This window comes from Allobosea sp. P1_B10 (genome assembly GCF_056406735.1).
Genome location: NZ_JBFTZP010000005.1, coordinates 302,863 through 327,749 on the forward strand (window position 1 = coordinate 302,863; position 24,887 = coordinate 327,749).

Annotated in this window: 22 protein-coding genes; 8 read left to right on the forward strand and 14 right to left on the reverse strand. The window is 66.3% G+C overall.

Translation table 11 applies throughout. The features are described from left to right. Positions 1 to 111 precede the first annotated feature (111 nt). The 6 genes from AC1D2L_RS14340 to AC1D2L_RS14365 all read left to right on the forward strand — a co-directional run bounded on the left by AC1D2L_RS14340 (position 112) and on the right by AC1D2L_RS14365 (position 6,114). A complete protein-coding gene (locus AC1D2L_RS14340; RefSeq protein WP_476846537.1) occupies positions 112 to 747 on the forward strand; it encodes a cupin domain-containing protein in 636 nt (211 codons plus the stop codon). Positions 748 to 821: 74 nt separating this feature from the next. After that, positions 822 to 1,175, forward strand: coding sequence for a cupin domain-containing protein (locus tag AC1D2L_RS14345; RefSeq protein WP_476846538.1), 354 nt, complete (start codon positions 822 to 824; stop codon positions 1,173 to 1,175). Positions 1,176 to 1,322: 147 nt separating this feature from the next. Continuing rightward, a complete protein-coding gene (locus AC1D2L_RS14350) occupies positions 1,323 to 2,657 on the forward strand; it encodes an NAD(P)/FAD-dependent oxidoreductase (RefSeq protein ID WP_476846539.1) in 1,335 nt (444 codons plus the stop codon). Positions 2,658 to 2,870: 213 nt separating this feature from the next. Continuing rightward, positions 2,871 to 3,314, forward strand: coding sequence for a MarR family winged helix-turn-helix transcriptional regulator (locus AC1D2L_RS14355; RefSeq protein WP_476846540.1), 444 nt, complete (start codon positions 2,871 to 2,873; stop codon positions 3,312 to 3,314). A gap of 11 nt (positions 3,315 to 3,325) precedes the next feature. Next, positions 3,326 to 5,026: an MFS transporter gene (locus AC1D2L_RS14360; RefSeq protein ID WP_476846541.1), complete on the forward strand. Its 1,701-nt coding sequence runs from the start codon at positions 3,326 to 3,328 to the stop codon at positions 5,024 to 5,026. 14 nt (positions 5,027 to 5,040) lie between these two features. Then, positions 5,041 to 6,114 (forward strand): HlyD family secretion protein, encoded by a 1,074-nt coding sequence (locus AC1D2L_RS14365; RefSeq protein ID WP_476846542.1) that lies wholly within the window; start codon positions 5,041 to 5,043, stop codon positions 6,112 to 6,114. A gap of 59 nt (positions 6,115 to 6,173) precedes the next feature. On the opposite strand, the gene AC1D2L_RS14370 is transcribed toward AC1D2L_RS14365, so the two are convergent. From AC1D2L_RS14370 to AC1D2L_RS14400, 7 genes are all read right to left on the reverse strand, one after another. After that, complete coding sequence (locus AC1D2L_RS14370; RefSeq protein ID WP_476846543.1) at positions 6,174 to 7,148, reverse strand: quinone oxidoreductase family protein; 975 nt, start codon at positions 7,146 to 7,148, stop codon at positions 6,174 to 6,176. 71 nt (positions 7,149 to 7,219) lie between these two features. Then, a complete protein-coding gene (locus AC1D2L_RS14375) occupies positions 7,220 to 8,212 on the reverse strand; it encodes a Bug family tripartite tricarboxylate transporter substrate binding protein (protein WP_476846544.1) in 993 nt (330 codons plus the stop codon). A 177-nt stretch (positions 8,213 to 8,389) separates the two neighbouring features. Beyond that, positions 8,390 to 9,328 carry a hydroxymethylglutaryl-CoA lyase gene (locus tag AC1D2L_RS14380; protein ID WP_476846545.1) on the reverse strand — a complete coding sequence of 313 codons (939 nt, stop codon included), beginning with the start codon at positions 9,326 to 9,328 and terminating at the stop codon, positions 8,390 to 8,392. Between the two features lie 4 nt (positions 9,329 to 9,332). Then, on the reverse strand, positions 9,333 to 10,145 hold the full coding sequence (locus AC1D2L_RS14385; RefSeq protein WP_476846546.1) for an enoyl-CoA hydratase/isomerase family protein: 813 nt from the start codon (positions 10,143 to 10,145) through the stop codon (positions 9,333 to 9,335). A 17-nt stretch (positions 10,146 to 10,162) separates the two neighbouring features. Next, positions 10,163 to 11,581, reverse strand: coding sequence for an MmgE/PrpD family protein (locus AC1D2L_RS14390; protein ID WP_476846547.1), 1,419 nt, complete (start codon positions 11,579 to 11,581; stop codon positions 10,163 to 10,165). A 30-nt stretch (positions 11,582 to 11,611) separates the two neighbouring features. Beyond that, positions 11,612 to 12,772, reverse strand: a complete 1,161-nt coding sequence (locus tag AC1D2L_RS14395; protein ID WP_476846548.1) for an acyl-CoA dehydrogenase family protein — start codon at positions 12,770 to 12,772, stop codon at positions 11,612 to 11,614. A 45-nt stretch (positions 12,773 to 12,817) separates the two neighbouring features. Beyond that, positions 12,818 to 14,011 carry a CaiB/BaiF CoA transferase family protein gene (locus tag AC1D2L_RS14400; RefSeq protein ID WP_476846549.1) on the reverse strand — a complete coding sequence of 398 codons (1,194 nt, stop codon included), beginning with the start codon at positions 14,009 to 14,011 and terminating at the stop codon, positions 12,818 to 12,820. A gap of 288 nt (positions 14,012 to 14,299) precedes the next feature. Between AC1D2L_RS14400 and AC1D2L_RS14405 the strand changes: the two genes are divergently transcribed. Both AC1D2L_RS14405 and AC1D2L_RS14410 read left to right on the forward strand, forming a co-directional pair. Then, the gene (locus AC1D2L_RS14405) at positions 14,300 to 15,016 is read left to right on the forward strand and encodes a GntR family transcriptional regulator (RefSeq protein ID WP_476846550.1); all 717 of its coding nucleotides are present in this window, start codon (positions 14,300 to 14,302) and stop codon (positions 15,014 to 15,016) included. Positions 15,017 to 15,552: 536 nt separating this feature from the next. Next, on the forward strand, positions 15,553 to 16,674 hold the full coding sequence (locus tag AC1D2L_RS14410; protein WP_476846551.1) for an acyltransferase family protein: 1,122 nt from the start codon (positions 15,553 to 15,555) through the stop codon (positions 16,672 to 16,674). A 75-nt stretch (positions 16,675 to 16,749) separates the two neighbouring features. Here the strand turns inward: AC1D2L_RS14410 and AC1D2L_RS14415 are convergent, their stop codons facing one another. From AC1D2L_RS14415 to AC1D2L_RS14445, 7 genes are all read right to left on the reverse strand, one after another. Further along, complete coding sequence (locus AC1D2L_RS14415) at positions 16,750 to 17,478, reverse strand: SDR family oxidoreductase (RefSeq protein ID WP_476846552.1); 729 nt, start codon at positions 17,476 to 17,478, stop codon at positions 16,750 to 16,752. Then, entirely contained in the window at positions 17,475 to 19,130 is a 1,656-nt protein-coding gene (locus tag AC1D2L_RS14420) for an FGGY-family carbohydrate kinase (protein WP_476846553.1), read from the reverse strand. Before AC1D2L_RS14420 ends, AC1D2L_RS14415 begins: the two co-directional genes overlap by 4 nt. 50 nt (positions 19,131 to 19,180) lie before the next feature. Continuing rightward, on the reverse strand, positions 19,181 to 20,620 hold the full coding sequence (locus AC1D2L_RS14425) for an FAD-dependent oxidoreductase (protein ID WP_476846554.1): 1,440 nt from the start codon (positions 20,618 to 20,620) through the stop codon (positions 19,181 to 19,183). An 83-nt stretch (positions 20,621 to 20,703) separates the two neighbouring features. Beyond that, positions 20,704 to 21,999: an ABC transporter substrate-binding protein gene (locus tag AC1D2L_RS14430; protein WP_476846555.1), complete on the reverse strand. Its 1,296-nt coding sequence runs from the start codon at positions 21,997 to 21,999 to the stop codon at positions 20,704 to 20,706. 23 nt (positions 22,000 to 22,022) lie between these two features. Beyond that, complete coding sequence (locus AC1D2L_RS14435) at positions 22,023 to 22,856, reverse strand: carbohydrate ABC transporter permease (protein ID WP_476846556.1); 834 nt, start codon at positions 22,854 to 22,856, stop codon at positions 22,023 to 22,025. Beyond that, on the reverse strand, positions 22,846 to 23,721 hold the full coding sequence (locus AC1D2L_RS14440; RefSeq protein WP_476846557.1) for a carbohydrate ABC transporter permease: 876 nt from the start codon (positions 23,719 to 23,721) through the stop codon (positions 22,846 to 22,848). Before AC1D2L_RS14440 ends, AC1D2L_RS14435 begins: the two co-directional genes overlap by 11 nt. 62 nt (positions 23,722 to 23,783) lie before the next feature. Beyond that, positions 23,784 to 24,875 carry a LacI family DNA-binding transcriptional regulator gene (locus AC1D2L_RS14445; RefSeq protein ID WP_476846558.1) on the reverse strand — a complete coding sequence of 364 codons (1,092 nt, stop codon included), beginning with the start codon at positions 24,873 to 24,875 and terminating at the stop codon, positions 23,784 to 23,786. Between the last annotated feature and the right edge of the window lie 12 nt (positions 24,876 to 24,887).

Sequence of the window (24,887 nt, forward strand, 5' to 3'; positions counted from 1 at the left end):
AACATAGCTAAATATCTAAGTCAACGTCCCGGACTGTGTCTGGATGTGGCACCCTGTGTATCCGGCTCAGGATCGAGCAAAGAGGGCGAGAACGCGCGTGTTGAGACCTGCATGACGAGCCGTACAGGAGATGATCCGATCGACGCGACCGGCAATGAGGCGGGCGTCAAGGACGACGGCGAGCATCGTCTCGGCGAGACGGTGCGCCTGCTGCGCCAGCGCGCGGGCCTGTCGATCCAGGAGGTAGCCCAGCGAACGGGGCTGTCCAACGGCATGATCAGCCAGCTCGAACGTGCGCTGGCGACGCCCTCCATCCGGACGCTACGCCTGCTGAGCATCGCGCTCTCCGTGCCGATCTCGTATTTTTTCGAACCGCATGCGGACGATGCCTCGTCCCAATACATCGTGCGCAAGAACAGCCGGCGCCTGCTGCGGCTGACGTCGAGCGGCGTCCTGAAGGAATCGCTGACACCGACGCAGAGCGGCGCGCTCGAGATCTATGAATTGACGCTCAATCCCGGCGCGTCGTCCGGCCCCGACTTCGTCAGGCATATCGGTGAGAAGGCCGTCGTCGTTCTGTCGGGCCGCGTGCGGATCTGGCTCGACAACGAGCCGCATATGCTGAGCGAGGGGGATAGCGTCTGCTTCCCGAGTACCGTGCCGCATATGTTCGACAACCCCGAACAGGAGGTCGCGCGCGCGATCTGGGTGACCACCCTGCACAAGGGTGCCCCTGTTCAGACCTGACGCGCTGCTGCGCCGCCAACAGCGTCGCGGCGCGCGTGAATCCCCGAATGCACGAGCTTGATTGAAGGACGGACATGTCGCGACTTGAGACTTTGAAGACGACCGATCTCGGTGAGGGCGAGATCTCGAAGGCAGCACCCGAGAAGCTGCTCGCAGGGGACCCCACCTTCACCAGCTGGAACCAGTACGAAAGCGAGAACGGCAAGGTGATGGCCGGCGTCTGGCAGGCGACGCCGGGTTCGATGAAGTCGGTCAAGGGCGAACGCTTCGAGTTCTGCCACATCCTCGAAGGCGTTGCCGAACTCACCGAGACCGGCGGCGCCACGGTGACCTACCGGGCCGGCGACAGCTTCATGCTGAAGCCCGGCTTCGTCGGAACCTGGACGACGATCGAGACGGTGCGGAAAATCTACCTCCTCGTCGACTGATCCACGATCTCGACCAACGGCGCGCGGCCCTGGGTCGGGCGCCGTTTCAGTGCGGGATCCGCCGGTTCGCCACAGCGCACGGTCATCGATCAGCACGACATCTCGACGGTTCAAACGCAATCGAAGGCCCCAGGGGACGTCCTTATCATGCCAATCCAGGTCGATGCCGTTCAAAACAGTGCTGACTTCCCTCGCGAGGTCGACGTCGTCGTCATCGGTGCCGGGGTCATCGGCACGTCGACTGCCTATGAGCTTGCACGCAAGGGCGTCTCGGTGGCTTTGATCGAGAAGGGCATGGTCGCCGGCGAGCAATCGAGCCGCAACTGGGGTTGGGTGCGGCAACAGAACCGAGACCTGTTCGAGCTGCCGCTGGCGATGCTCAGTCTCAGGCGCTGGGACGAGCTTGGCCAGGAAATCGGCCGCGATCTCGGCTTCCGTCGCACCGGCATTCTTTTCTGCGCGCGCGAGCAGGCGTCGATTGCGCAGTGGGAGAGCTGGGGACAATCCGCGCGCGAACTCGGCTTTCACAGCGAGATCCTCTCCGCCGCTGCGGTCAAGGCCCGTTCGGCCGGCTCGGTGTCCGGCTGGACCGGAGGCGTCTGGTCGCCGACGGATGGCCGGGCGGAGCCGAGTATGGCGGTGCCGGCGATCGCCGAAGGCGCGAAGGCGCTGGGCGTGCATCTCCATCAGAACTGCGCCGCGCGCGGATTGGAGATCAGCAATGGCCGTGTCTCAGGCGTCTGGACGGAGCGCGGGCTCATTCGGGCGAAGGCGGTCGTGGCCGCTGGCGGCGCCTGGACGTCCCGCTTTTGCCGCCATCACGGCATCAGCCTGCCGATCGCCAATATCGGCGGCACTGCGCTGCGCACGGCGCCGGCGCCTGACGTTCTCAGCTGCGGGAATTTCTACACCCCGGAGTTCGCGCTGCGGCGTCGCGTCGATGGCGGCTATACCCTTGCTGTTCCCGGGCATGGCACGGTGAATGTTGCGCCGCAGGGCATGATGCACGCCAGCAAGTTCTACCAGATGTACCGGGCAAAGCTGGCCAAGAAGCTGAAGTACCGGCTCAATAGCTACTGCTGGAATGGTCCGGAGGCCTTCGGAAGCTGGACCAACGATCAGGTCTCGCCATTCGAGCGGATCAGGACGCTCGACCCGGCTCCCGACTCGGAGCTCGTCGGGCGGGCGATCGAGAGCCTGGTGCGCGAGTTTCCGGCGCTGCAGGGCATCACGGTCGCGGCGTCGTGGGGAGCGATGATCGATACCTCGCCGGACCTGATTCCGGTGATTTCGAAGGTGGACCAGATTGCCGGGCTCGTGATCGCGTCCGGCTTCAGCGGACATGGCTTCGGAATCGGGCCAGGGGCGGGACTGCTGGCCAGCCAGCTTGCCCTCGATACCACTCCGGTCGTCGACCCCGCGCCGTACAGGCTGAGCCGGTTCAGCGACGGTTCAGCCATTCGCCGTCCCGAGATGATGTAGGCGCTCGCAAACCCTGCACGTCGGCGGGGGGTGGCGAGACTTTTACGGAACTCCATCGAGCTTTGCGTCCCATGCCGCTCGTCGGCGCCTCGCGGGGTGCCGACGTGATGTGAGTTGCCTTCGGAGGCGGGGCTGGGTCACAGGTTCGGCATGAGAGGCCACCACTGGGATCCATGCTTGACTAATAGATAGCATGCTACATATATGTGCTCTATGAATTTCATAGAGCCTGCCTCCCAGCGCAGCTTCCTAACCGAGCTGTCGACCGCCGGCCGCAAATTGCGGACCCTGTTCGACGGCCTCGTGCGCCAGCGCGGGCTGACCTTGTCGCGCGCCCGGGCTCTGCTGCACCTCTCGCGCTCGACGGGCATGAGCCAGACCGAACTTGCCTCCCTGATGGAGGTCGAGGGCCCGACGATCGTGCGGCTTCTCGACGGCATGGAGAAGAACGGCCTGATCGCCCGCAGCGTCACCGACGGGGACAGGCGCGTGAAGCAGATCACGGTCCCGCCAACCGCGCGGCACCAGGTCGACGACATCGAGGAGATCGCAACCCAGATCGAGCAGAACGTGTTGCGCGGCGTCGACGCCGCCGATGTCGATGTCGCGATCCGCGTCCTGCGCCAGATGATCCGCAACATGGAGCCCGCCTCGTAAGGGCTATCGCGATGACCCCCCTCAAATCCACCGACGCCGCGGATCAGGGCCCGGCCGATCGCACATCCGCGGCCGCCGTTGATGCGCCGGCTGCGGGGAGCCCGGCTCTTCCTCCAGCCCCCGCTGCTGCTCCCCCGGCCGTTGCGGGCCAGTCGATCTCAGTGGCCTTCATCGCGGCCTCGCTCCTGCTTTGGAGCACGCATGGGCTGGGAATGAACTTCGTCGTCGCCAATACCAGCCAGCTCCAGGGCGCGTATGGCGCCACGCAGATCGAGGTCAATTGGCTGATCGCTGCCTATATGGCGCCCAATGTCAGCCTGACCGCGTTTCTCGTGAAGATCCGGACGCATTTCGGCCTGCGCCGCTTTTCCGAACTGAGCATCTGCATCTTCGTTGCGGCCTCTCTCCTGCATCTGCTGGCGCCAAATCTGCAGTCCGCGATTGGTGTCCGCTTCCTCGCAGGCATTGCCGCCGCGCCGGTCTCGACGCTCGCATTCTTCTATATGGTCGAGGCCTTCCCGCCTGCCCAGAAGCTGAATTGGGGCTTCAGTCTCGCGCTCTTCTGCTCGGCCGCCACACCCACGCTCGCGAGATTGATCTCTCCGCTCCTGCTCGACATCGGCGGCGTGCAGAGCCTGTACGTGATGTCGCTCGGGCTCGCGTTGCTGTGCCTGCCCGTGATCTTCCGGATGCCTTTGCCGCCGACACCGCATGCAAAAGTCCTCGAGCCCGTCGATTTCGTCAGCTATCCCCTGATCGCACTGAGCTTCGGCCTGTTTGCTGTCGTCCTTGTGATGGGGCGCCTTGTCTGGTGGCTGGAAGCGCCCTGGATCGGCTGGTGCCTGGCTTTGGCCATTCTGTCGCTCGGTCTTGCGATCGCCATCGAGACCAGGCGCGCGACGCCCTTCCTCAACATGCGCTGGGTGATGAGCCGGGAAATCCTCCACATCGCCGCGGTGATGCTGATCTTCCGCATCGTGCTGTCGGAGCAGGTCTCGGGATCGGTGGCGATGTTCCAGAGCCTCGGCCTGTTCAACGAGCAGAGCCGCGGGCTCTACATCGTCATCATCCTGGCATCGCTGGGCGGCGCGCTTCTCTGCGGCGCCACCGTCACACCGGAGCGCGTGCCGCTGCTGCACGGCATCGCCCTGCTGTGCCTGTGCACTGGCGCCTATATGGACAGCCAGGCGACAAACCTGACGCGGCCGAGCAGCATGTATCTGAGCCAGGCGCTGATCGCCTTCGGGGGTGCATTGTTCCTGCCTCCGGCCATGCTGACGATATTCAGGTCCGCGCTGCGGCAGGGCCCGGCCTATGTGACGAGCTTCCTGGTCGTCTTCATGTTCACCCAGAGCGTCGGCGGGCTCATGGGATCGGCCGTCCTGGGAAGCTTCGTCACGCTGCGCGAGAAGTTCCATTCCAGCATCCTGGTCGAGCATCTCACCTTGTCGGACCCGGTCGTCGTCGAACGGATGCGCCAGTTGTCGGGGGCATTTGGCGGCGTCCTGCCCGATACGCAGTTGCTGAACGCGAAAGCCATCGCCCTGCTCGGTCAGGAAGCGACGCGGGAAGCGACGATCCTTGCCTATAACGACACCTTTCTCGTCATCGCGATCATCGCCGGTGCCGCATTTGTCGGGCTGATCCTGCACAGCCTCCACACCCGACTACGGAGCGCCAGGCTGATCCCGAGCCCTGCCGCAACAATCTGAAAACGAAACCAGCCATGATCTCCAAAGCCCTTCGCTCGCCCGGATCCCTGATCGCGCTGCTTGTCGCCGCGGCGGGCGCATTGCTCGTGCTGTACGCCTGGCGGCTGCCGCCCTTTGGCAGCGCCGTGGAAAGCACCGAAAACGCCTATGTCAAAGGCCAGATCACGATCATCAGCCCGCAACTGGCAGGCTATGTGAAAGAGGTCGCCGTCCAGGACTTCCAGACGGTGAAGGCTGGCGATCTGCTGGTCCAGATCGACGAGCGGATCTACCAGAAGCGGCTTCAGCAGGCGCAGGCGACGCTCGCCGGGCAGCGCTCGAACCTCGCCAATGTCGATCAGTCTGACCGGGCCGCCGAAGCGCGCATCCGCTCCGGCGAGGCCCAGATTGCCGGCGCGCAGGCTGCGCTGGAGACGGCACAGTCCAATGCCGATCGCATCCTCGCTTTGCGCGAGAAGGCCATCTCCACCCAGACGGCCGCCGACCAGGCCAATTTGGCGCTCGATCAGGCGCGGGCCGGCCTGCGCCAGGCGGAAGCTGCACTGGACGTCGTCAAGCAGGACCGCCAGGCCATCGTGGTTGGGCGCGCGGGGCTGGAGGCTGCCGTGCGCAATGCCGAGGCGGCCGTCCAGCTGGCGACCATCGACCTGCAGAACACCCGCATCCTGGCGCCACAGGACGGCAAGATGGGCGAGATCGGCGTGCGCCTCGGGCAATATGTCGCCGCCGGGACTCAACTGGCGTCACTGGTTCCGGCCAAGAAATGGGTTATCGCGAACTTCAAGGAGGACCAGCTCTCCGGGATGAAAATAGGGCAGCCGGTCACCTTCACGGTCGATGCCCTGCGCCACGCCGCGCTGGCCGGGCATGTCCAGGAGTTCTCGCCGGCAACCGGCTCCGAGTTCAGCGTGCTGAAGGCGGACAACGCGACGGGCAACTTTACCAAGATCGCCCAGCGGTTGCCGGTGCGGATCGCGATCGAGCAAGACCAGCCTCTCGCCGCAGACCTGGCGCCAGGCATGTCTGTCGTGGTCAAGATCGACACCGCTGCCCCGGGAGGCGGCGCTCACACGATCGCGCGGAGATAGGCGGCCAGGTCCGATCAGTCAGCCGGTTCGGCCGCACCGCCAGCGACGGCGGCGTCCCTTCACGGGATCAGGATCGTCGAGCCGGTGGTTTCGCGCGCCTCTATCGCCCTGTGCGCTGCGGCGGCATCGGCCAAGGGCAGGCGCAGTCCGATCTCGACTGCCAGAACGCCATTCGACAACGCCGCGAGCGTCTCGGAGGCGAGCTTCTGCTGCATCGCGGCGTCGCGCAGATAGTGAAAGATGATGGGTCGCGACAGCGCGTTCGAGCGGGCCGCAAGCTGGGAGACCTCGAAAGGCGCCACAGGCCCCGACGCCTGACCAAAATTCACGAGCTTTCCGAAAAAAGCCAGTGAGGCGAGCGACTGCTGGAAGCTGTCGCGGCCAACGGAATCATAGGCGACAGACACGCCGCGGCCGCCTGTGATCTCCCGGATCTGCTCGACCAGCCTCTCATCACGGCTCGACAGGACATGGTGAGCGCCGCAAGCCCTGGCGGTTGCCTCCTTGCGGGGATCACCGACGGTGGCGATCACGGTGGCCCCGAGATGGGAGGCCCAGCGGCAAAGCAACTGTCCGACGCCGCCGGCGGCAGCGTGGACCAGAACGAAATCGCCCGCCGCGACCGGATACTCGTAGCGCAGCAGCATGCAGGCCGTGAGGCCCTTCAGGATCGCCGCAGCGGCGACCTCCTCGGCGATCCCGACAGGCAGCTTGAGCGCCAGCGAGGCGGGTAGGTTGCGCGCCGACGCATAGGCGCCATACGTCCCGGTGACGTAGCAGATCCGGTCGCCGGCCACGAAACCGGTGACGCCGGGCCCAATCGCTTCGACGATGCCGCTTGCCTCGATCCCCGGAATGCCGGGCAGCGGCAAGGTGCGATAGAGCCCCGTGCGGACATAGATGTCGTGAAAATTGACACCGACCGCCGTGTGGCGAATGCGCAATTCGCCGGGGCCCGGATCGTCCAATGCGATCTCCTCGCATTGGAGACGCTCCGGAGCGCCGAATTCGCGCAACATGATCGCCTGGGCCATGGGTCGTCGCCTGCCTGTTGAAGCCTGGGGATCGGATGTCGGACCGGCCGGTTTAGGGCTGGCCCGTGCGCTCAGCCGGTGATCTTCATGCCGGTGCGCCTGGAGATCTCCCGGAACCTTGCATATTCAGCAGCGACGATCTCGCGGGTGCTCGCCGGTGTGTTGACCCCGTCCCACGGCTCCATGCCCGCCTTGAGGAAACGCTCGCGCGTGACCTTCTGGGTCAGGGATGCGGCGCTGGCCTTGTTCAGCTTGGCCAGCACATCGGGCGGCAGCCCGACCGGCGCATGGACGAGATAGTAGATGTTGAGTTCCATCTCGCTCAGGCCGAGTTCGTTGAAGGTCGGGATGTCCGGGAACTGCGGAAAGCGCTTTGGGCTCGTCACGGCGAGCGCCCGCAATGCTCCGCCCTCAAGAAGACCGGTTGCCGACCCGAGGGAGGCGACGCCCCAAGCGGTCTCGCCGGTGGAGACGCTGAGGACCGCCGGTGCGCCGCCGCGATACGGCACGTGGCGCGACTGGTTCGTCGGCCCGGCAATGTTTCGCAGCAGTTCGCAGCCGATATGCGGGATCGAGCCGGCGCCGGAGCTGGAATAGTTCAGATCGACCGATTTTTCCGAACGCAGGACCTCGATGGCCTCGGCGGCCGTCTTGGCCGGGAAATTCGGACTGACAATGAAGACCATGGGCGCCGTGCAGACTGTCGCCACCCAATCGAAGTCCTTGAGAGGATCATATTTGATGCCGGTCTCATGCATAGCCGGCCAGATCGCGAAGGACGAGGATTCAGACAGCAGCATGCTGTAGCCATCGGCCGGCTGGCGTGTCAGCCAGGCCGCAGCAACGGTGCCGCTCGCGCCCGGGCGGTTCTCCACGACGATACGCTGGCCGCCGAGGTCGGGAGCCATGCCCTCGACCATCAGCCGCGCCGCGACATCGGTCGAACCGCCGGGCGGATATCCGTTCGACATGATGGGCGAGCGGGTCGGGTAGCCTTGCGCGTGTGCGCCGCCGGCCGACAAGGCGAGGGCACTCATTCCGAGCATGTACTGGCGGCGATCCATGATGTCCCTCCCGGGGAAAGGGTCGGCCATTCGCCAACCTCATTTTATAAATTCGAATGATATACGGCGACTGCCTCGCGTCAACCCGCGCGAGGCCCTCGCGCTGCATTGCTCCGGCTGGCCATGCACCTGTTGTCGCCAGAGTTCATGCCCATCGCCATTCCATCGAAGAAAAACTCATGCGGTCAGGCTCGCGCTGCCCCGGAACGTCCTGGGCAGCCCGGCCCGGCTCACGCCACCGGAGAACCGCTCGCCCGGCAGCCACTCCTCGAGCCTTCGACGCAGCGCGACCAGCGCCTCGATGTCGACGCCGGTATCGAAGCCCATCGCCTCGAGCATGAAGGCGGTGTCCTCGGTGTTGATGTTGCCGGTCGCGCCGGGCGCGAAGGGGCAGCCCCCGAGCCCGCCCAGCGAGGAATCGAAGCGGCGAACGCCAGCCTCCAGCGCCGCGGTGACATTGGCGAGGCCGAGACCGCGGGTATCGTGGAAATGCGCAGCGAGCGGCAACCTGCCGACCGCGGCGGCAAGCTGGTCGAAGACCCGCCTGACCTGAACGGGGTTCGCATAGCCGACCGTATCGGCCGCCATGATCTCGTCGGCTCCAGCAGCCGCGAGGGCTTCCGCGATCTCGACAACGCGCCGCTCGGGCACCTCGCCCTGCAGGGTGCAGCCGAAGGCGGTTGCGATGCCGACGCCGAGCATGACCGGCCCATCGAGGCCGCGCGCCTTGCGCTCCGCCACGATCAGGCGGAATTCCTCCAGCGCCGCGTCGGTCGAACGGCGCGCATTGGCGAGGCTGTGCGCTTCGCTCGCGGAGACGACATAGTTCACCTTGCGCAGTCCGGTCTCGAAGGCACGGACCGCGCCTTTCAGATTGACGACGAGGGCCGAGACGGTGGCACCCGGCAGGTCCCGCAGGCCGGCGGCAACATCGGCTGCGTCGGCGAATTGCGGGAGGATGTGGGGCGGAACGAAGGAGGTCGCCTCGAGCTCGCGGATGCCGGCAGCGGACGCGCTGCGGGCAAAATCGAGCTTGTGAGCGGTCGAGAGCATCGTCTTGACCATCTGGATGCCGTCCCGCAGGCCGACCTCGCGCAAAATCACGGTTTCGGTCATCGCTTCACTTGCCCTGGAAGCGCGGTGGGCGCTTCTCGTTGAAGGCCAGGACGCCCTCATGGCGGTCCTGGGTGGGTACCATGCGGGCATAGGCCTCGATCTCGAAGGCCAGCCCATCGCGCAGCGACATCTGCAAACCGCGATGGATCGATAGCTTGGCCTGCCGCGTCGAGATCGGCGCGTTGCGCGCGATCGTGGCGGCGGTCGCGCGTGCCTCCGGCATGAGCTCGGCGAGCGGCAGCACGCGGTTGACCAGGCCCCATTCCTCGCCCTGCGTCGCGCTGAAGGGCCGGCCGGTCAAGATCAGTTCCTTGGCACGACGCTCGCCCATGGCGCGCGGCAGGGTCTGGGTACCGCCGCCGCCCGGCATGATGCCGAGCGTCACCTCGGTCAGCGCGAAGCGGGCGTGGTCGGCGGCATAGAGGAAGTCGCAGCAGGCGGCGATCTCGCAGCCGCCGCCATAGGCCGCGCCATTGACCGCACCGATGACCGGGACCGGGCAGTCGAGGATGGCTCGCACCATGCGCTCGAAGATGACATGCTGGCGCTGCCATTGCTCGTCGGTCATGCCGCGGCGTTCCTTGAGGTCGCCGCCGGCGCAGAAGGCCTTTTCGCCCTCGCCAGTGAGGATGATGCAGCGCAGATCCTCGGGGTCGAGGGCGATCGCCTCGAACAGGGCGACGAGATCGCGCCCCATCTGGGTGTTCAGCGCGTTCATTGCGGCGGGCCGCGCCAGCGTCACCTCGAGCAGATGCGGCACGGTGCGCGACAGGCGCAGCGTTTCGAAGTCCTGGGACTGGATGGTCTCGTCGCCCATGCGCTGATGTCCTCGGTTCAAGCTTGCGCGATGCCGTCGCGCAGGCGCAGCAGCCAGTCGCGGGCGTTGTCTTCCGTCACCAGCGAAGCTCCCTGGTCGAACAGCGCTCCGGCTGCGTCTGCGGGGAGAGACGGCCGCGCCTTCTGGAGGCAATCGACCCATTTCGCCTTGAGCTGGGGCGGCGTCAGGGGATCCTGCAGCGAGCCTGGCGACGCGGTGATCGTGCGCGAGACCTCGGCGCCCTGATGCGGGACGAGCGTGACCGTGACCGGCGCGCTGCCGAGATCGCTGCCGGTCTGCGCCTCGCCGGAGGCCTCGACCACCGCGACATCGGCAAGCCGAGACTGGATGTCCAGCCGCAGGACCGCGGCATCTGCAAAGCTCTTCAGGTCGATGCGACCGTCGGCGAGGCTTGCGGCCACTGCATAGGGCGCGCTGAAGAGCGCGTTGAGCCCGCTCTTCGGGAAGGGATGGATCAGCGGCTTGGTGCCGCCTGCGGGCATGTCGACGCGCATGCTCTTTACGTTGCCGAGGCCGAGGCCGGTGTCGCGACGCAGCTGGAGGCTGGCCTCGATCATCTTGTGCAGCATGTAGCAGCAGGGATAGCGCTTCTGCTCGAAGCCGGGCTCGACGATGGCAAAGGGTTCGCCGAGGCTCAACCGCTCCGGCCAGCGATCGGTCTCGCCACCCGAAAAGGCATGCAGGAAGCCCTCGCCCTCGAAGGGCTCGGAAGCGCCCTCGATACCGGCTGCAGCGAGCCGCGCCGCCTTCAGACCGTTGGCAGCGGCAATGCCGACATGCAGCGACTTCACCATCGAACCAAAATTCTTGCGCAGGCCCGAGGACATACTTGTCGCGATGGCAAGCGCGTGGCCGGTGCGGGTCACGTCGAGCCCCATCAGGCGGGCGCAGGCGGCGGCTGCGCCGACGGCCCCGAGCGTCGCAGTGGCATGGAAGCCGAGCGCGTAGTGCCGGAAACCCATAGCCTGGCCGAGCCTGATCAGCACTTCGGTGCCGATGGCGAAGGCCTCCAGCAGGGCCTTGCCCGAGACACCCTCGCGCGGCGCTGCCGCCAGCAGGGCCGAGAGCACCGGCGCGCTGGGGTGGCAGACGGTCAGCATGCTGACGTCGTCATAGTCGAGCATATGGCTCGCCATGCCGAACAGCATCGCTGCATCGTCGCGGCAATAGGCCGAGTTGCTCCAGAAGGACGGCACGGCGTTGGGCCCGGAATCCGGCTCCAGCGACCGCTTCAGCGCCCGGACACCGGGCTCGACGCCCCCTGCAAGGGTGACGGCCAGCGTATCGAGCACGGCGCGGTTGGCCTCGGCAAGAACCGCCTGGTCGGCCCGCGCCTCCATGACGAAGCGCAGGATCTCTGGCATCGCCGAGGCGGACGCACTGGCTTCGGCCTGCTTGCTGAGTGAGGTGGGCATCGCAATCCTCCAGGCGGTCAGGGGCTGTCGTCAGTAGGAACGGGGCATTCCGAGCGCGTGCTGGGCAACCTGCGCCAGGATCAGGTTGTTGGAGATCGGCGCGGTGCGGAACAGCCGGGCCTCCTTCCACTTGCGCTCGACATGATACTCGCTGGCCACGCCATAGCCGCCGAAGGTGGTCATGCAGGCTTCGCCCGCTTCCCAGCTTGCTTCGGTCGCGAGGTATTTTGCCATGCTCGTCTCGGTGCCGCAGGGCTTGCCCTGATCGAACAGCGCAGCCGCCCGGTTGCGCATCAGTTCGGCCGCCTCGAGGTTCATATGCGCCTTGGCGATGGGGAACTGGATGCCCTGGTTCTGGCCGATCGGCCGGTCGAAGACACGGCGTTCCGTGGCATAGCGCGAGGCCTGGTCGACGAACCACTTCCCGTCGCCCAGCGCCTCGCTGCAGACCAGCAGGCGCTCGGAATTGAGGGAATCGAGCAGGTAGTGGAACCCCTTGCCCTCCTCGCCGATGCGGTCCTCGTCGCTGACCTCGAGATTGTCGATGAATACCTCGTTTGTGTGGTGGTTCATCATCGTGCGGATCGGCTTGCCCTTGAGCGAGGCGCCGGCCTTGGCGATATCGACGAGGAAGAGGCTCAAGCCATCCGTCTTCTTCTTGACCTCCTCGATTGGCGTGGTGCGCGCGATCAGCAGGTACATGTGCGACTGGAAATAGCGCGAGGTCCAGATCTTCTGGCCGTTGATGACGTATCCGCCGGGTACCTTTTTCGCGAAGGTCTTGATCTTCAGCGTGTTGGAACCGGCATCGGGCTCGGTGACGCCGAAAGCCTGGAGGCGCAGGCTGCCATCGGCGATACGCGGCAGGTATTTTTGCTTCTGCGCGTCGCTGCCATGGGCGAGCAGCGAGCCCATCGTGTACATCTGCGCATGGCAGGCGGCGCCATTGCCGCCGGAGCGGTTGATCTCCTCGAGGATGATGCAGCCTTCCATGACGCCCAGTCCCGAGCCGCCATAGCTCTCGGGGATCAGCGCGGCGAGCCAGCCGGCATCGGTCATCGCCTGCACGAAGGCTTCCGGATATTCGCCCTTCTCATCGCAGGCGAGCCAGTAGGTCGGGCCGAACTCGGCGCATTGCTTGCGCACGGCCTCGCGGATTTCCTGCTGCGTATCGGTGTAGTCGAAATTCATGACCTGTCCTGACCTGTGTTGCCCGGGCGGCGTTCCAGCGGTGGCTTAGGCGACGATCCCTGCAGCGCGCAGGCTGGCGATGCGGGCGGCTTCGAGCCCGACCGTCTCCAGCACATCGGTGGTGTCGGCCCCGAGGCCCGGCGGGGTTGCGAGCAATGCGCCGCGCTTGCCCTCGAGCTTCAGCGGCAGCGTCACGACCTTGTGGCCGGGCGCGTGTTCGAGTTCGATCTCCGCGATCATGCCCGAGGCTGCGACCTGCTCGTGGCCGAGCATCTGCGAAACGTCCTGCATCTCGCTGCAGGGCGCGCCGGCCCGGCGCAAACGGTCGACGATCTCGGTCGTCGGCAGCGCACTCGTCAGGCCGTTGATCGCGGCCTTAAGGGCCTCGCGATTGCTAACGCGTAGGGGATTTGTCCGAAAGCGCTCATCATCGGCGAGCGCGGCATTGCCCAGCCCCTCGCAGACGCGCCGGAACAGCCCGTCATTGCCTGCCGCGATGAAGACCTGACCATCGGCCGAGCGGAACAGCTCATAGGGTGCGGTCATCGCCATGGCCGACCCCATCTTCTGCGGCAGCTTGCCGGTAGCGAGATAGCTCGCGACGAACACGGTCATCCAGTTGACGCCGGTGTCGAGCAGGCTTGCCTCGACGCTGAGCCCCTGTCCGGTGCGCGCCCGCTGGATCACGCCGGCAAAAATGCCGAGCGCCGCCCACATGCCGGTGCCGATATCGATCAGCGAGACGCCGACGCGGACGGGATCGTCGCCGGCATTGCCGGTCACGCTCATCACGCCGGTGAAGGCCTGCATCAGCGGGTCGTAGCCCGGCAGATTCTTCAGGGGGCCGGACTGCCCGAAGGCGCTGATCGCGCAGTAGATCAGGCGCGGATTGACCGCCTTCAGGTCCTCGGGGCCAAAGCCGCGCGCCTCGGCACTGCCCGGCTTCATCGAATGGATGAAGATGTCCGCGCCGGTCACGAGTTCCTTGAGCACCGCGACGCCCTCGGGCTTGTCGAGGTCGATGCAGACGCTGCGCTTGTTGCGGTTCAGCGCCACGAAAGTCGAGGATTGCCCGCCGACCTCCGGTGGGCGCCAGTCGCGCGTGTCATCGCCGCGGCCGGGACGCTCCACCTTGATGACCTCGGCGCCGAAATCGCCCAGCACCTGCGTGCAGAACGGGCCGGCCACGTTCTGGGTCAGGTCGATCACCCGCATTCCGGCCAAGACGGTTTCGAGCATGGATGGTCCTGCCTTCGTCGCACGGCTTCGCGCCGGGTTCCGATTTCAATTAATTCGACGAATAAGATCGTGTGCGCCAGAGATCAAGCGCTCAATCATTTTGCCGGCCTTATAGTCGAATGATTGAGCAGAACTCGCCTTAGCGCGCGACCCGGTCTGGCGCGAGATGGAGGAGATCGGCGCAATCGTGCAATAAATCCGCCGACCGCGCTTTGCTTTCACGCCTCATCCGCCTAGCATCGGGCTTTGGGGCAAAAATCATTCGTCGCTATGGATCAGCAGCATTCAGTGTCACGTCACGCTGCGTTGGCGGCAGAACTGACCGAGGAAATCGGCCGCGCCACGTATCCGCTGGGCTCTCGCTTTCCCAGCGAGCAGGAACTGCAGGAGCGCTTCGGCGTCGGTCGCCACACCATACGCGAGGCGCTGAAGGTACTCACCGAGCAGGGTCTGCTCGGCCGGCGACGCAAGACCGGGACCGTGGTGCTCTCGCACCGCCCGGTCTCGCATTATGTCCACAGCATGCGCGACATCCGCAGCCTGTTCGATTTCGCGCAAAGCACGACGCTCGACATCCGGCATGAGGGCTTCGTCTCGGTCTCGGGCCAGAATGCCGAGGAGTTTGCGCAGTTACCCGACAAGCGCTGGTTTCGCGTCGCGGGCCTGCGCTCGACCCGCAATGACGGGGCGGCCTTGTGCTGGTCGGAAGTCGCCGTGCCGGAGCGCTTCGCACCCGACCGCGACGCCGTCCACTGCGGCGACCGGGCGCTGTACGAGATCGTCTTGCAGCAGTTCGGGCTGCGGCTGGACCATGTCGAGCAGGCGATCACCGCAACGACCCTGTCGCCGAAGCTCGCCACCATCCTGAACGCTCAACCGCATAGCGCCGCTCTGCTGGTGAAGCGGCGCTATGTCGCCCACCCGAATACGATCTTCGAGATATCGCATAACCTCTATCCGGCCGATCGATTCTCGATGCACAGCATCATCCGGCAACGCGCTTGATGATGACGGGCGGCGCGATCGTCCTGCGGAGCCACTGACGCGCACTCGCCGAGGAAACGTCGCCATCCGGGCCGCCGCCCGTCTCCTTCCCGGCGCGTGTTCGGGCGATTATGGCAGGCGGGGTACCTCGTCGTGACCCAAGGTAAGAAATACTAGATCATCGTAGAGAATGCGCGGGGGGCGGGATTACGTCTTCCTAGTTCTGCGCATCTTTTACTCAAATTGTTATCGTGCTCACCGCATCCCGACGGTGAGGCTGTCATGTGCTCGTCACTTCTGCCGGCCACGCCGACCTCGGGGCCCTTGCTGACCGTACCGCAATGGGCAAGGCGAAAACCCCCGCCAGCCCTGGCAGTCGCGCGGAGCGCTTGGTGTGGATGCTCGGCATGCCGATGGCACGCTCAATGTCGCCGCGTTCATTGCGCGCGGCCCATGGCGCCACGGATCGCTCGCGCGAACGCCCTCCAGTGTCGGAGGCACCCAGCACCCATCCCGGGAGTCCGCTGGCCTCATCCCGAAGGATCGGATCGCCATTGATGTCCAAAGCGAGGCGCGCAGATATCCAGTGGCTCAGGGCGATTGCGGCGCTCTCGATCGTGCTCTGGCATACGGACCTGGTCGTAAAGCACGTCTGGCTGGACGCGGAGCTCGCCAGCAACGCCACCTACAACTTCATCGGTGGCTTTGGCGTGGAGTTGTTCTTCATGCTCTCGGGCTACTCGATCGCCATGCAGGTCGAGCGGGTGAGCGAGCCCCGGGAGTTCCTGTTGACCCGCGCATACCGGATCTATCCGTTGTACTGGCTGTTCACGGGGCTCATGCTGGTCGCCTATATCGTGAACCCGACCTTGCAACTCAGCGCGCGGGCGGGCCAGGGCTTCTTCTTTGTCCTGTCGTCGCTGCTGGCGCTGCCTCAGGGCGACCTGCCGCTGCTCCCCGTCGGCTGGACGCTCGAGCTGGAGCTGATCTTCTACCTGATGGTCGCCGCGGCCATTGCGACGGGTGCCATCAAGGCGGCCAAGAGCCGGCTCGGCTGGCTTTTGGTGGCGCTTGGGCTTGCCGGTTTTGCAATCGCCGCCGAGCCGGCCGGCGGCATGCTGATCCTCGATATCCTCAACCCGTTCATGGCGGCCTTCGGCTTCGGCTGGCTGCTGCGCTGCCGTGACACGCAGCCGGGCGGCTCGAGCATTCCCTTCGCTGCGGCTGCGATTGCCACCATGCTGGGCCTGTCGCTGATCCTGCCGGAGCGCGAGGCGGGGTGTGCGCTCAGGATGGCGCTGGCGGGGCTGATCATGGTCGGGGTGATGCGGCTGGAGCCCTTCTTCGAAGCCAATCCGATCGCCGCCTGGCCCGGCCGTGTTCTCGGGGGCGCGTCCTTCAGCACCTATCTCGCGCACTGGTTCGTGCTGTCGATCGTCGGAAAGCTGCTGCCGAAACTGCCGGTCGCCTGGATGGGGAGCGGCGGCGCAAGGCTGGCTGGCGTCCTGCTCAGCTTCGCCGTCGGGATCCTGGTGCATCGCCTGATCGAGGAGAAGATCAGTTCGTGGATTGCGGCACGGCGGCGCGCCAGGAGGGCACCGGCGACCCTCGACGCCGCCCCGCGCTTCTCGCCCGCGACGCCGCCGGTCCCCGTTCCCGGGGCCGCTGAGCCGAGCTGACAGCTCGGGCGATCGGACCATCGCGCTGTTGGCGCTGCCAATCCCGCGCCAGATCGCCCGCTTTCGTGAAGGCAGCTAGAGATCGGTGCTTTGCGGCAGGATCACGAGGTCGCGGATCGTGACGTTGCGTGGGCGCGTCAGCATGAAATGCACGGCCTCGGCCACTTCCTCTGGCTCGATCAGCCCGCCGCGCGCGCGTTCGGCGTCGAGCTTTGCCTGCGGCCAGTCGGCGATCAGGGCGGTGACGACCGGGCCGGGAAGAACGGCGCCGACCCGCAGCCCATGCGGGATCACCTGCCGCCGCAGCGTGTGCACAAAGGCCTGAACCGCGTGTTTCGATGCGGTGTAGATCGGCTCCCACACCACCGGGACCACGCCCGCAACCGAACTCGTGACGAGGATATCACCAGTCTTGCGCGCAATCATGTGGGGCAGCACGGCATGGATGCTGCGGAAGGTCGCGTTGACGTTGAGGTTCAGCATGCGGTCCCAGCTGTCGGGATCGCCGTCGGCGAGCGGGCCGCCGACATAGGAACCCGCATTGGCATGGAAGATGTCGAGCCGTCCCGCGCGCTCAAGGATGGCAGGCATCATGCCGGCGACGGAGGCGGAGTTCGTCAGGTCGACCACCAGAGGCAGGGCGTCGGGTCCCAACGTCGCGATGGCCTGCTCGAGGGCTCGCGCGTCCCGGTCCACCAGCACGACGCGTGCACCAGCCGCGAGCAGCCGGCGGGCGCAGGCGAGCCCGATCCCGGAGGCGGCCCCGGTGATGGCTGCGACTTTTCCGGCCAGGTCCTGCGTCACGGCGTCGGCTCCGGTTCTGCTATGGGTGGGGCGGGGTGCATCAATTCCCGGGCCGTGCGGGCGGCGCTCTGCAGGGCCTCGAAGGCAGCAAAGCGCCTCTCATGGCTCCCAGCGATCTCGCCGCCTGCCGGGAGGAACGCCGATGCATCCGGCGCCATCGCCGTCATCGCCTCGCCGAGATCGGGGTAGGCGCCCGCAGCCGTGGCGCCGAGCATGGCCGAGCCCAGCAACACCGGGTCGACCTCGTCGGGGACGAGCACGGCCAGGCCCGCACTGTCTGCAAGCAACTGGCGAATCAGGGGATTGCGGCCGGCACCGCCGCTCAGCACCAGCGTATCGATCGTGGCGCCCCGCTCACGGCTGGCCGCGATGATCTGGCGCAGCCCGTATCCGATGCCCGTAACCCCCGCGACATAGAGGGCGGCGAGGTGGTCAAGATCACGCTCCATGCCGAGGCCTGCGATGACGGCGCGCGCTTGCGGGTCGGCAAGCGGAGAGCGATTTCCGAGGAAATCGGGCACGACGATGATGTCGCCGGCCTGGTGCACGGCATGCGACAGGGTTTTCAGCCCGGCCGCGACGCGTTCGGCGAGCCAGCCCAGCACCGGCACCCCTTCGGTCGCGGCCAGCGCCTTGGCTTCCGGCAGCGCCGGGTGGAAGCCGATGAGCTGCTCGATGGCGGCGCCAGCACCGGACTGGCCGCCCTCGCTGAGCCACAGGCCGGGCGCCATCGCAGAGTAGTAGGGACCCCAGAGTCCCGGGATGAAAAGCGGTTCGCGGCTGCTCGCCATGGTGCAGGCCGAGGTGCCGAAGACATAGGCCATACGGGTCAGCGCCGTGCCATGGGCCGAGCGCACGCCGAGCGAGCCGACGCCGCCGGCATGGGCGTCGATCAACCCGGCCGCCACGGCGGTGCCCGGCCTCAAGCCGAGATCGGCGGCGGCCTGCGCCGTCACGCCCTGTCCGAGCGCCGTGCCGCCGGGCACGATCTTGGTGCCGATGCGGGCAAAACCGTCATCAGCGAGGTCGCCGAGCCCGATCTGGCGGAAGTAGCTATCGTCCCAGCGCGCCTCGTGGGCGAGATAGGTCCATTTGCAGGTCACGGTGCAGGTTGAGCGCGCCAGCGAGCCGCTTGCCTTCCAGGTCAGGAAGTCGGCGAGATCGAAGAACTGCCACGCGGCGTCGTAGGTCTGAGGCAGCTCTTCCTTCAGCCAGAGCAGCTTTGGCGTCTCCATCTCGGGCGAGATCGTGCCGCCGACATAGGCCAGGACAGGGTGCCGGGTGCCGTTGATCCGCACCGTCTGGTCGAGCGCGCGGTGGTCCATCCAGACGATGATGTCGCGGGCCGCGTCGCCATGGCGGCCGACCGGAAGCGGCGCGCCGCCCGGTCCCGAGACGACTAGCGAGCAGGTCGCGTCGAAGCCGATGCCGGCGATCGCCTCGGGTGCGAGCGCCGCGATCACCATCGCTTCGCGAACGCTGGCGCAGACGGAGCGCCAGATATCGGCGCTCGATTGCTCGGCAATGTCTGGCCCGTCACGATGGAGCGCGATGTCGCGCCTGGCTGTCGCGACCATCGCGCCGTGCCGATCGAAGACGCCGGCGCGCACGCTGCCGGTGCCGACGTCGATGCCGATGAAGTGCTCGTTCATGTCTGGCGGCCCGGTGGGCGAGGCGGCGCCGTGCCGACTCGCGAGGATGGTCAGGCGGCGGCCTTGCTGGGCGAGCCGGCGCGGCTGCCGTCGGGCGCGCGCAGATAGACGCCGTGTTCGAGTTGCTGGCGGCGCAGTTCCTCGACATCGATGTCGGCTGGCGGTCGGTTGCCGCGCACCGAGATTTTCGCAGCGCGTCCGGCGGCCTCCCCCATCGCCATGCAGGTCGCCATCACGCGGATGGCGCCCATCGCCTCATGCGTCGCCGAGATGCTGCGGCCGGCGACCAGCAGGTTGCCGATCTTCTGCGGCACCAGCGAACGATAGGGGATGTCGTAGCAGTCGCCGCACCAGATCAGCGTGCAGCCATCGTCGGAGGGGCGGTGGATGTCGATGGGATAGCTCGCTACCGCAATCGAGTCGTCGAAGTGCCGACAAGCCAGCACGTCCTCCTGCGTCATCACATACTGGCCGACGATGCGGCGGGTTTCGCGGATGCCGAGGAAGGGCGCGGTCTTGGTGAAATAGGCTTTCTCGAAGCCCGGTACGTAACCGATGAGATAGCTCACGATGTCGTCGATCTGGGCGCGGCCCTCGATCTCGCCCCTGGTGAGGCTGCGGGCATTGGTTCCGTCGGTGCCCTTCACGCGGGTCATGTTGATCCAGACCTCGCCCTTCTTCAGACCGGTGATGATGATGGTGCGTTCATTGGGAATCTTCAGCCCGCGCTCGGCCTTGGCCTTGGCCATGAGCTCGCGCATGCCGACCACGATGAACTGCCGGTTCTGGCCAAAGTACTCCGCCGGGATGAAGTCGGTGAGGTAGGTGCGCGCCTCGGGCGGAGCGTTAGCGATGCTCATGCGCAGCGCGTCGGTGTCGACGCCGGCGAGGCAGAACATCAGCGTGGGGGGCTGCATGCCGCCCTCGGCGTTGCCCTTTTCGGTCGGCACCCCGGCGCTGTAGGCGACGTCGGCATCGCCGCTGCAATCGATCACCACCTTGGCCATGATCGCCGTGCGGCCGGTCTTGCTCTCGGTGATGACGCCGCGAATGGTGTCGTTCTCGACCAGCGCCCCGGCGAAGAAGGTGTAGAACAGCACGTCGACGCCGGCCTCTGTCAGCATCTCGAGCGCCACCGTCTTGACCGCCTCGGGCTCGACCAGCGTGATGCCCATATGGAGCGGGCAGGGCCGGTGCTCACTGGCGCCGTCACGCTCCTTGCGCAGCCGCGCGATGAACTTTTCCGGCAGCCCGTCGATGATCTGGTTGCCCTTCTGCCCGAGAAAGCCGAGCACCGGCAGGCCGATCGTCATGTTGCCGCCGACGAAGCTGCGGCTTTCGATCAGGCCGACGCGCAGGCCGTCCTCGGCGGCGGCGAGGGCGGCGGTGAGGCCAGCTGGGCCGCCGCCGACGACGAGCACGTCATAGTCGGCAGAAACGGGGATGGAGCGCGCCGGCTCCTCGATGAAACGAACCCCGGTCGTGGACATCAGGCATTTCCTTCCAATGGCAGCATTGCGGTTGGTCTGGTGGCGGAAAAGCCGGCGCCGCAGCGCCGGCCACTGATTTACGATCAGGCTGGCATCATCGGCTTGATGCGCTCGATGATGGCGGAGACCGCATCCTTGACGGGTTTGCGCCCGAGCACGGCGAGCTGGACCTCCTCGAGGAAGGTCGCCTGTGCGCGGGCAGCCTCCGGGAAGGGCGGGAAAGCGCCGCGTGCGGTCGCCAGGACCTTGGCCTCGACGGCTGCGAGCGCATTCTTCGACTTCAGACCCTCATCGGCATAGGTCGAGACGCGCACGGGTCCGTTGCCGGCGATCGCCATGCCGAGCGTGACGCGCTTGCTCGAGACCTCCCTGATGAAGCTCCAGGCGAGCGCCTTGTCCCTGGCGTTCTTCGGGATCGCCATCGCCCAGGCCTCGACCACCGAGGCCATCGGCGTCTTGCCCTTGATCGTCGTCGATCCTGGGAACTCGATCGCCTTGATCTTGCCGGGGTAGCGGCTCTGGTCGGGGTTGTTGAGCTGGGCGCTGCGGGCGAACGGCAGAGGCGAGAAGGCGGCGCGACCCTGCTGCATCCAGGTGACATGGTCGTCGTTCTTGGTGGTGGCGTAGCTGCGCGGCAGGGCGCCCGCCTCGAACAGGCCGCGCAGGGCGGAAAGCCCGCTTTCCATGGCGGCACGGTCGGGCACCAGCTTCATGTCCGAGCTGATGAAGTCGCCGCCATAGGCGCGGGCGAACATCACCGGGAAGACGGCGAGATCGCTGGCCAGGATCATTCCGACCACCGGCGTGCCGGCCTTTGAGGTGAAGGTCGCCTTCTTCGCCTGCTCGATCAGCTCCTCGAGGGTCGTCGGCGGCGCCGAGATCCCGGCCTCCTCCAGCAGCGCCTCGTTGTAGAACAGCCCTTGCGTGGCATGGCGAACCGGAATGCCGATCAACTTGCCGTCGACCGTCATGCCCTGCACCAGGCCCGGCGCGATATCACCGAAATCCTCGATCGCAGCCTGTTTCTGGTAGCTTTCCAGTGGTTCGAACAGCGCCGCGATCTCCGAAGTCGGGCGGTTGTCGATGAGGTAGCCGACGACGTAGTCAGTCTCCTTCAGGCTGGCTTCGCGGAAAAGCCTGTCCTGCAGCGGGTTGGAATCGAAGGTGGTGAAGACCGGCTCGGCGTCGTTGGCCTTGCGCCAGTCTTTCAGGAGATCGCCGTCGCCGCTGCCGAGTACCGTCTGGTGGACCTTGTGGCTGAGCACGTTGAGCGTCTTGCCGGCAGCAAGGCCCGGTCGTGCCGCCAGCATGGCGGTGGCGCCGACGGTGCCGGCCACGAAGCTGCGGCGCGTCAGTCTGGAATCAGGCTTCTTCGACATGATTTCCTCCCTTTCCTGGTTGGCTACCCCTTCGTCGAACCGGCGGTGAGGCCGGCCACGAGGTAGCGATTCATGAAGACGACGAAGATCAGGACCGGCACGAGTTGCACCGTCGAGGCTGCGAACAGGATGCCCCAGTCGACGCCGTCGATGGAGCCGATCATCTCCGAGATCACGAGCGGCGCGGTCTTGGCGCGGGTCGCCGTGAAGACGAAGGCGAAGAGGAACTCGTTCCAGGAGAAGACGATGACGAAGACTGCGACCGCGAGCACGCCCGGCATCGCCAGTGGCGCGATGACCTTGAGCAGGATGGTCATGCGACCGGCGCCGTCGATGGCCGCGGCCTCGTCGAGCTCGCGCGGGATCTGGTCGATGAAGGTGCGCATCAGCACCGTACCCAGCGAGACGAAGAAGGTCGCGTAGAGCAGGATCAACACGAGATGGGTGTCGTTGAGCCCCAGGGCATTGACGATGGGGAACAGCGGCAGTGTCACCACGATCGGCGGTATCAGGCGCACGATGATCAGCCCGGCGATGCCCGCATTCAGCCCGCGCCCGGAATGGCGGGAATAGACATAGCCGGCGCAGGCGCTGGCTATAATCGCGAGCAGGGTCGCGCCGACGGTGATGACGAGGCTGTTGAGCAGTGCGTCGAAGAAGATGCCCCAGGAGCGCCAGAGCTCGGCATAATGCTTCAGCGTCGGCGTGAAGAGCCATCGCGGCGGCACGGCAAAGATGTCCTGGCCGGGCTTCATCGAGCTGACCGCGATGAACAGGATCGGGAACAGCGACCAGAGCAGGATCGCTACGACCGCGAGCGCCTTGCCGGCCCCGATCAGGAGGCGCTCAGTGCGCATGGGCCGCCCCCGTGCGCCGCAGCATCAGGACATAGCCGGCGGCGAGGATCAGCGAGGCCAGCACCATGATCCAGGCGGTGGCAGCCGCCGAGCCGAAGGCGTTGAAGCTGAAGGCCTCCTGATAGAGATAGATCGCCACGACCTCGGTGGAGCGCGCCGGCCCGCCCTTGGTCAGAAGCCAGGCCTCGGAGAACAGGCGGAAGGCGAAGATGTAGCGAAACAGCAGCGCGATCAGCATGGCAGGGCCCAGCAGCGGCAGCGTCACGCGCCTGAACGCCTGCCAGCGGGTCGCGCCGTCGATCCGTGCGGCCTCGTAGAGCTCGGCGGGGATGGCGAGCCGGGCGGCGTAGACGATGACGAAGGTGAAGGGCAGGTGCAGCCAGATCGTCAGGAGGCCGATCAGCGTCATTGCGTGCGAGGGCTCGAACGACCAGTCGAGCGAGGGCAGGCCGAGCGCGTGAAGGGCAAGTGTCAGCGGCCCGGCGTCGGGATCGAACAGGAAGCGCCACATCACCACGGCGGTGACCTCGCTCACGGCGTAGGGCGCCAGGACCGCCACCAGCAGGAAGCGGCGAAAGGGCAGGCCGCTGGCGAAGAGCAGGGCCATGCCAAGCCCGATCGCGAGTTCGATATGCACCGCGACGACGACGAGCACGACCGTGTTCCACAGTGCGCTGTGAAAGGCGGGGTCGGAGAGCACGCGGACATAGTTCTGAAAGCCGACGAAGCTCGGCGCCTGCCCGAAACTCGACCTGTTCAGGCTGAGCCACACCACATAGAGCGACGGCAGCACGATCACACTCAGGACGAGCAGATGCACCGGCGCAAGCAGCGGCAGGAGTCGTGCCGTTTTCGCAAGCTGCAATGTTTCCTCCGATATGTCGTTGATCCGGGCTCTGTCGGCCCGGTGATCACGTCGTCATCTCGTCAGTGCACGGCGCTGGCCGGCGCCAGCCTGGTCTCCCTGTCCTCGGGTTCATCGCGATCTCCGACCGGTCGGCTCGTAGCCGGGGCGAGGTCGCGTACGGATTCGCGCACCTGCAGGCTGGTCTGCAGAACCGTGGCCTGCGGGGGCGAGACATCACCGGCCATGCGCAGGCGCAGCCTGTCCCAGGCCGCGGCGGCGATCTCCGGGATGGGCTGGCGGATCGCGGTCAGGCCGACCTTGCGCGCGCTCATCCAGGGGTAATCGTCGAAGCCGACCACGGAAACGGGATCGGGAATGTCGAGCCGCAACCGTGCCAGCGCCGACAGGGTGCTCAGCGTCGTGACATTGGTCAGCGCGATCACGGCGCTTGGCCGCGGATTGCGCTCAAGCCAGTGCAGGAAGGCCTCCGCACCGCGCTCCGCATTCGAGCCGAGTTCGATCACGGTCGCGTCGATGCCGAGCGCCGTGCGGATCAGGGCATGGGCTCCGCGCACGCGCTCTCGGATCGGCGAGATCGCCAGGCTCGAGGCCGCGATGACGATGTCGCGGTGGCCGAGCGTCAGGAGATGGCGGGCCGCGATCTCGCCGGCCTCGCAATTGTCGATCGTCACGGTGTCGACGGGCGCGCCCTCAGGCGGCACGCGGTCGGCAAAGACCATGGGCAGGCGCGCGATCTCGCCTTTCAGCCCGAGAGGCACGGCATCGGAGCAGGGCACCACGATCAGGCCCGAGGGACGCCAGGCCAAAAGGGTCCGCAATCGCGACTGTTCGAGCCCGACATCGTCGCGGGAGCTAGCGACGATGATGTCGTAGCCGTCCTTCTGCGCCATGACCTCGAGTTGGGAGACCAGCGAGGTGAAGAACACGTCGTCGAGATCGGGCACCAGGACGCCGACGACCTTGGCCTGACCGGAGCGAAGCTGCGAGGCGGCGCGATCGACCTGGTAGGAGAGCGCGCTCGCCGCCAGCTGGACGCGTTCCTGGAGGTCGGCGTTCACCGGCTTGTTGCCACTGAAGACGTTCGACACGGTGGCGATAGAGACGCCGGCGCGGGCCGCTACATCCTTGATCGTGACACGTCTCGTCGCCATCCGGAACGCCTG

Bases quoted from the DNA above. Each gene is read 5' to 3' on its own strand.
- AC1D2L_RS14340 (WP_476846537.1), top strand. From the start codon at position 112: ATGACGAGCCGTACAGGAGATGATCCGATCGACGCGACCGGCAATGAG.
- AC1D2L_RS14345 (WP_476846538.1), top strand. From the start codon at position 822: ATGTCGCGACTTGAGACTTTGAAGACGACCGATCTCGGTGAGGGCGAG.
- AC1D2L_RS14350 (WP_476846539.1), top strand. From the start codon at position 1,323: ATGCCAATCCAGGTCGATGCCGTTCAAAACAGTGCTGACTTCCCTCGC.
- AC1D2L_RS14355 (WP_476846540.1), top strand. From the start codon at position 2,871: ATGAATTTCATAGAGCCTGCCTCCCAGCGCAGCTTCCTAACCGAGCTG.
- AC1D2L_RS14360 (WP_476846541.1), top strand. From the start codon at position 3,326: ATGACCCCCCTCAAATCCACCGACGCCGCGGATCAGGGCCCGGCCGAT.
- AC1D2L_RS14365 (WP_476846542.1), top strand. From the start codon at position 5,041: ATGATCTCCAAAGCCCTTCGCTCGCCCGGATCCCTGATCGCGCTGCTT.
- AC1D2L_RS14370 (WP_476846543.1), bottom strand. From the start codon at position 7,148: ATGGCCCAGGCGATCATGTTGCGCGAATTCGGCGCTCCGGAGCGTCTC.
- AC1D2L_RS14375 (WP_476846544.1), bottom strand. From the start codon at position 8,212: ATGGATCGCCGCCAGTACATGCTCGGAATGAGTGCCCTCGCCTTGTCG.
- AC1D2L_RS14380 (WP_476846545.1), bottom strand. From the start codon at position 9,328: ATGACCGAAACCGTGATTTTGCGCGAGGTCGGCCTGCGGGACGGCATC.
- AC1D2L_RS14385 (WP_476846546.1), bottom strand. From the start codon at position 10,145: ATGGGCGACGAGACCATCCAGTCCCAGGACTTCGAAACGCTGCGCCTG.
- AC1D2L_RS14390 (WP_476846547.1), bottom strand. From the start codon at position 11,581: ATGCCCACCTCACTCAGCAAGCAGGCCGAAGCCAGTGCGTCCGCCTCG.
- AC1D2L_RS14395 (WP_476846548.1), bottom strand. From the start codon at position 12,772: ATGAATTTCGACTACACCGATACGCAGCAGGAAATCCGCGAGGCCGTG.
- AC1D2L_RS14400 (WP_476846549.1), bottom strand. From the start codon at position 14,011: ATGCTCGAAACCGTCTTGGCCGGAATGCGGGTGATCGACCTGACCCAG.
- AC1D2L_RS14410 (WP_476846551.1), top strand. From the start codon at position 15,553: ATGTCCAAAGCGAGGCGCGCAGATATCCAGTGGCTCAGGGCGATTGCG.
- AC1D2L_RS14420 (WP_476846553.1), bottom strand. From the start codon at position 19,130: ATGAACGAGCACTTCATCGGCATCGACGTCGGCACCGGCAGCGTGCGC.
- AC1D2L_RS14425 (WP_476846554.1), bottom strand. From the start codon at position 20,620: ATGTCCACGACCGGGGTTCGTTTCATCGAGGAGCCGGCGCGCTCCATC.
- AC1D2L_RS14430 (WP_476846555.1), bottom strand. From the start codon at position 21,999: ATGTCGAAGAAGCCTGATTCCAGACTGACGCGCCGCAGCTTCGTGGCC.
- AC1D2L_RS14435 (WP_476846556.1), bottom strand. From the start codon at position 22,856: ATGCGCACTGAGCGCCTCCTGATCGGGGCCGGCAAGGCGCTCGCGGTC.
- AC1D2L_RS14445 (WP_476846558.1), bottom strand. From the start codon at position 24,875: ATGGCGACGAGACGTGTCACGATCAAGGATGTAGCGGCCCGCGCCGGC.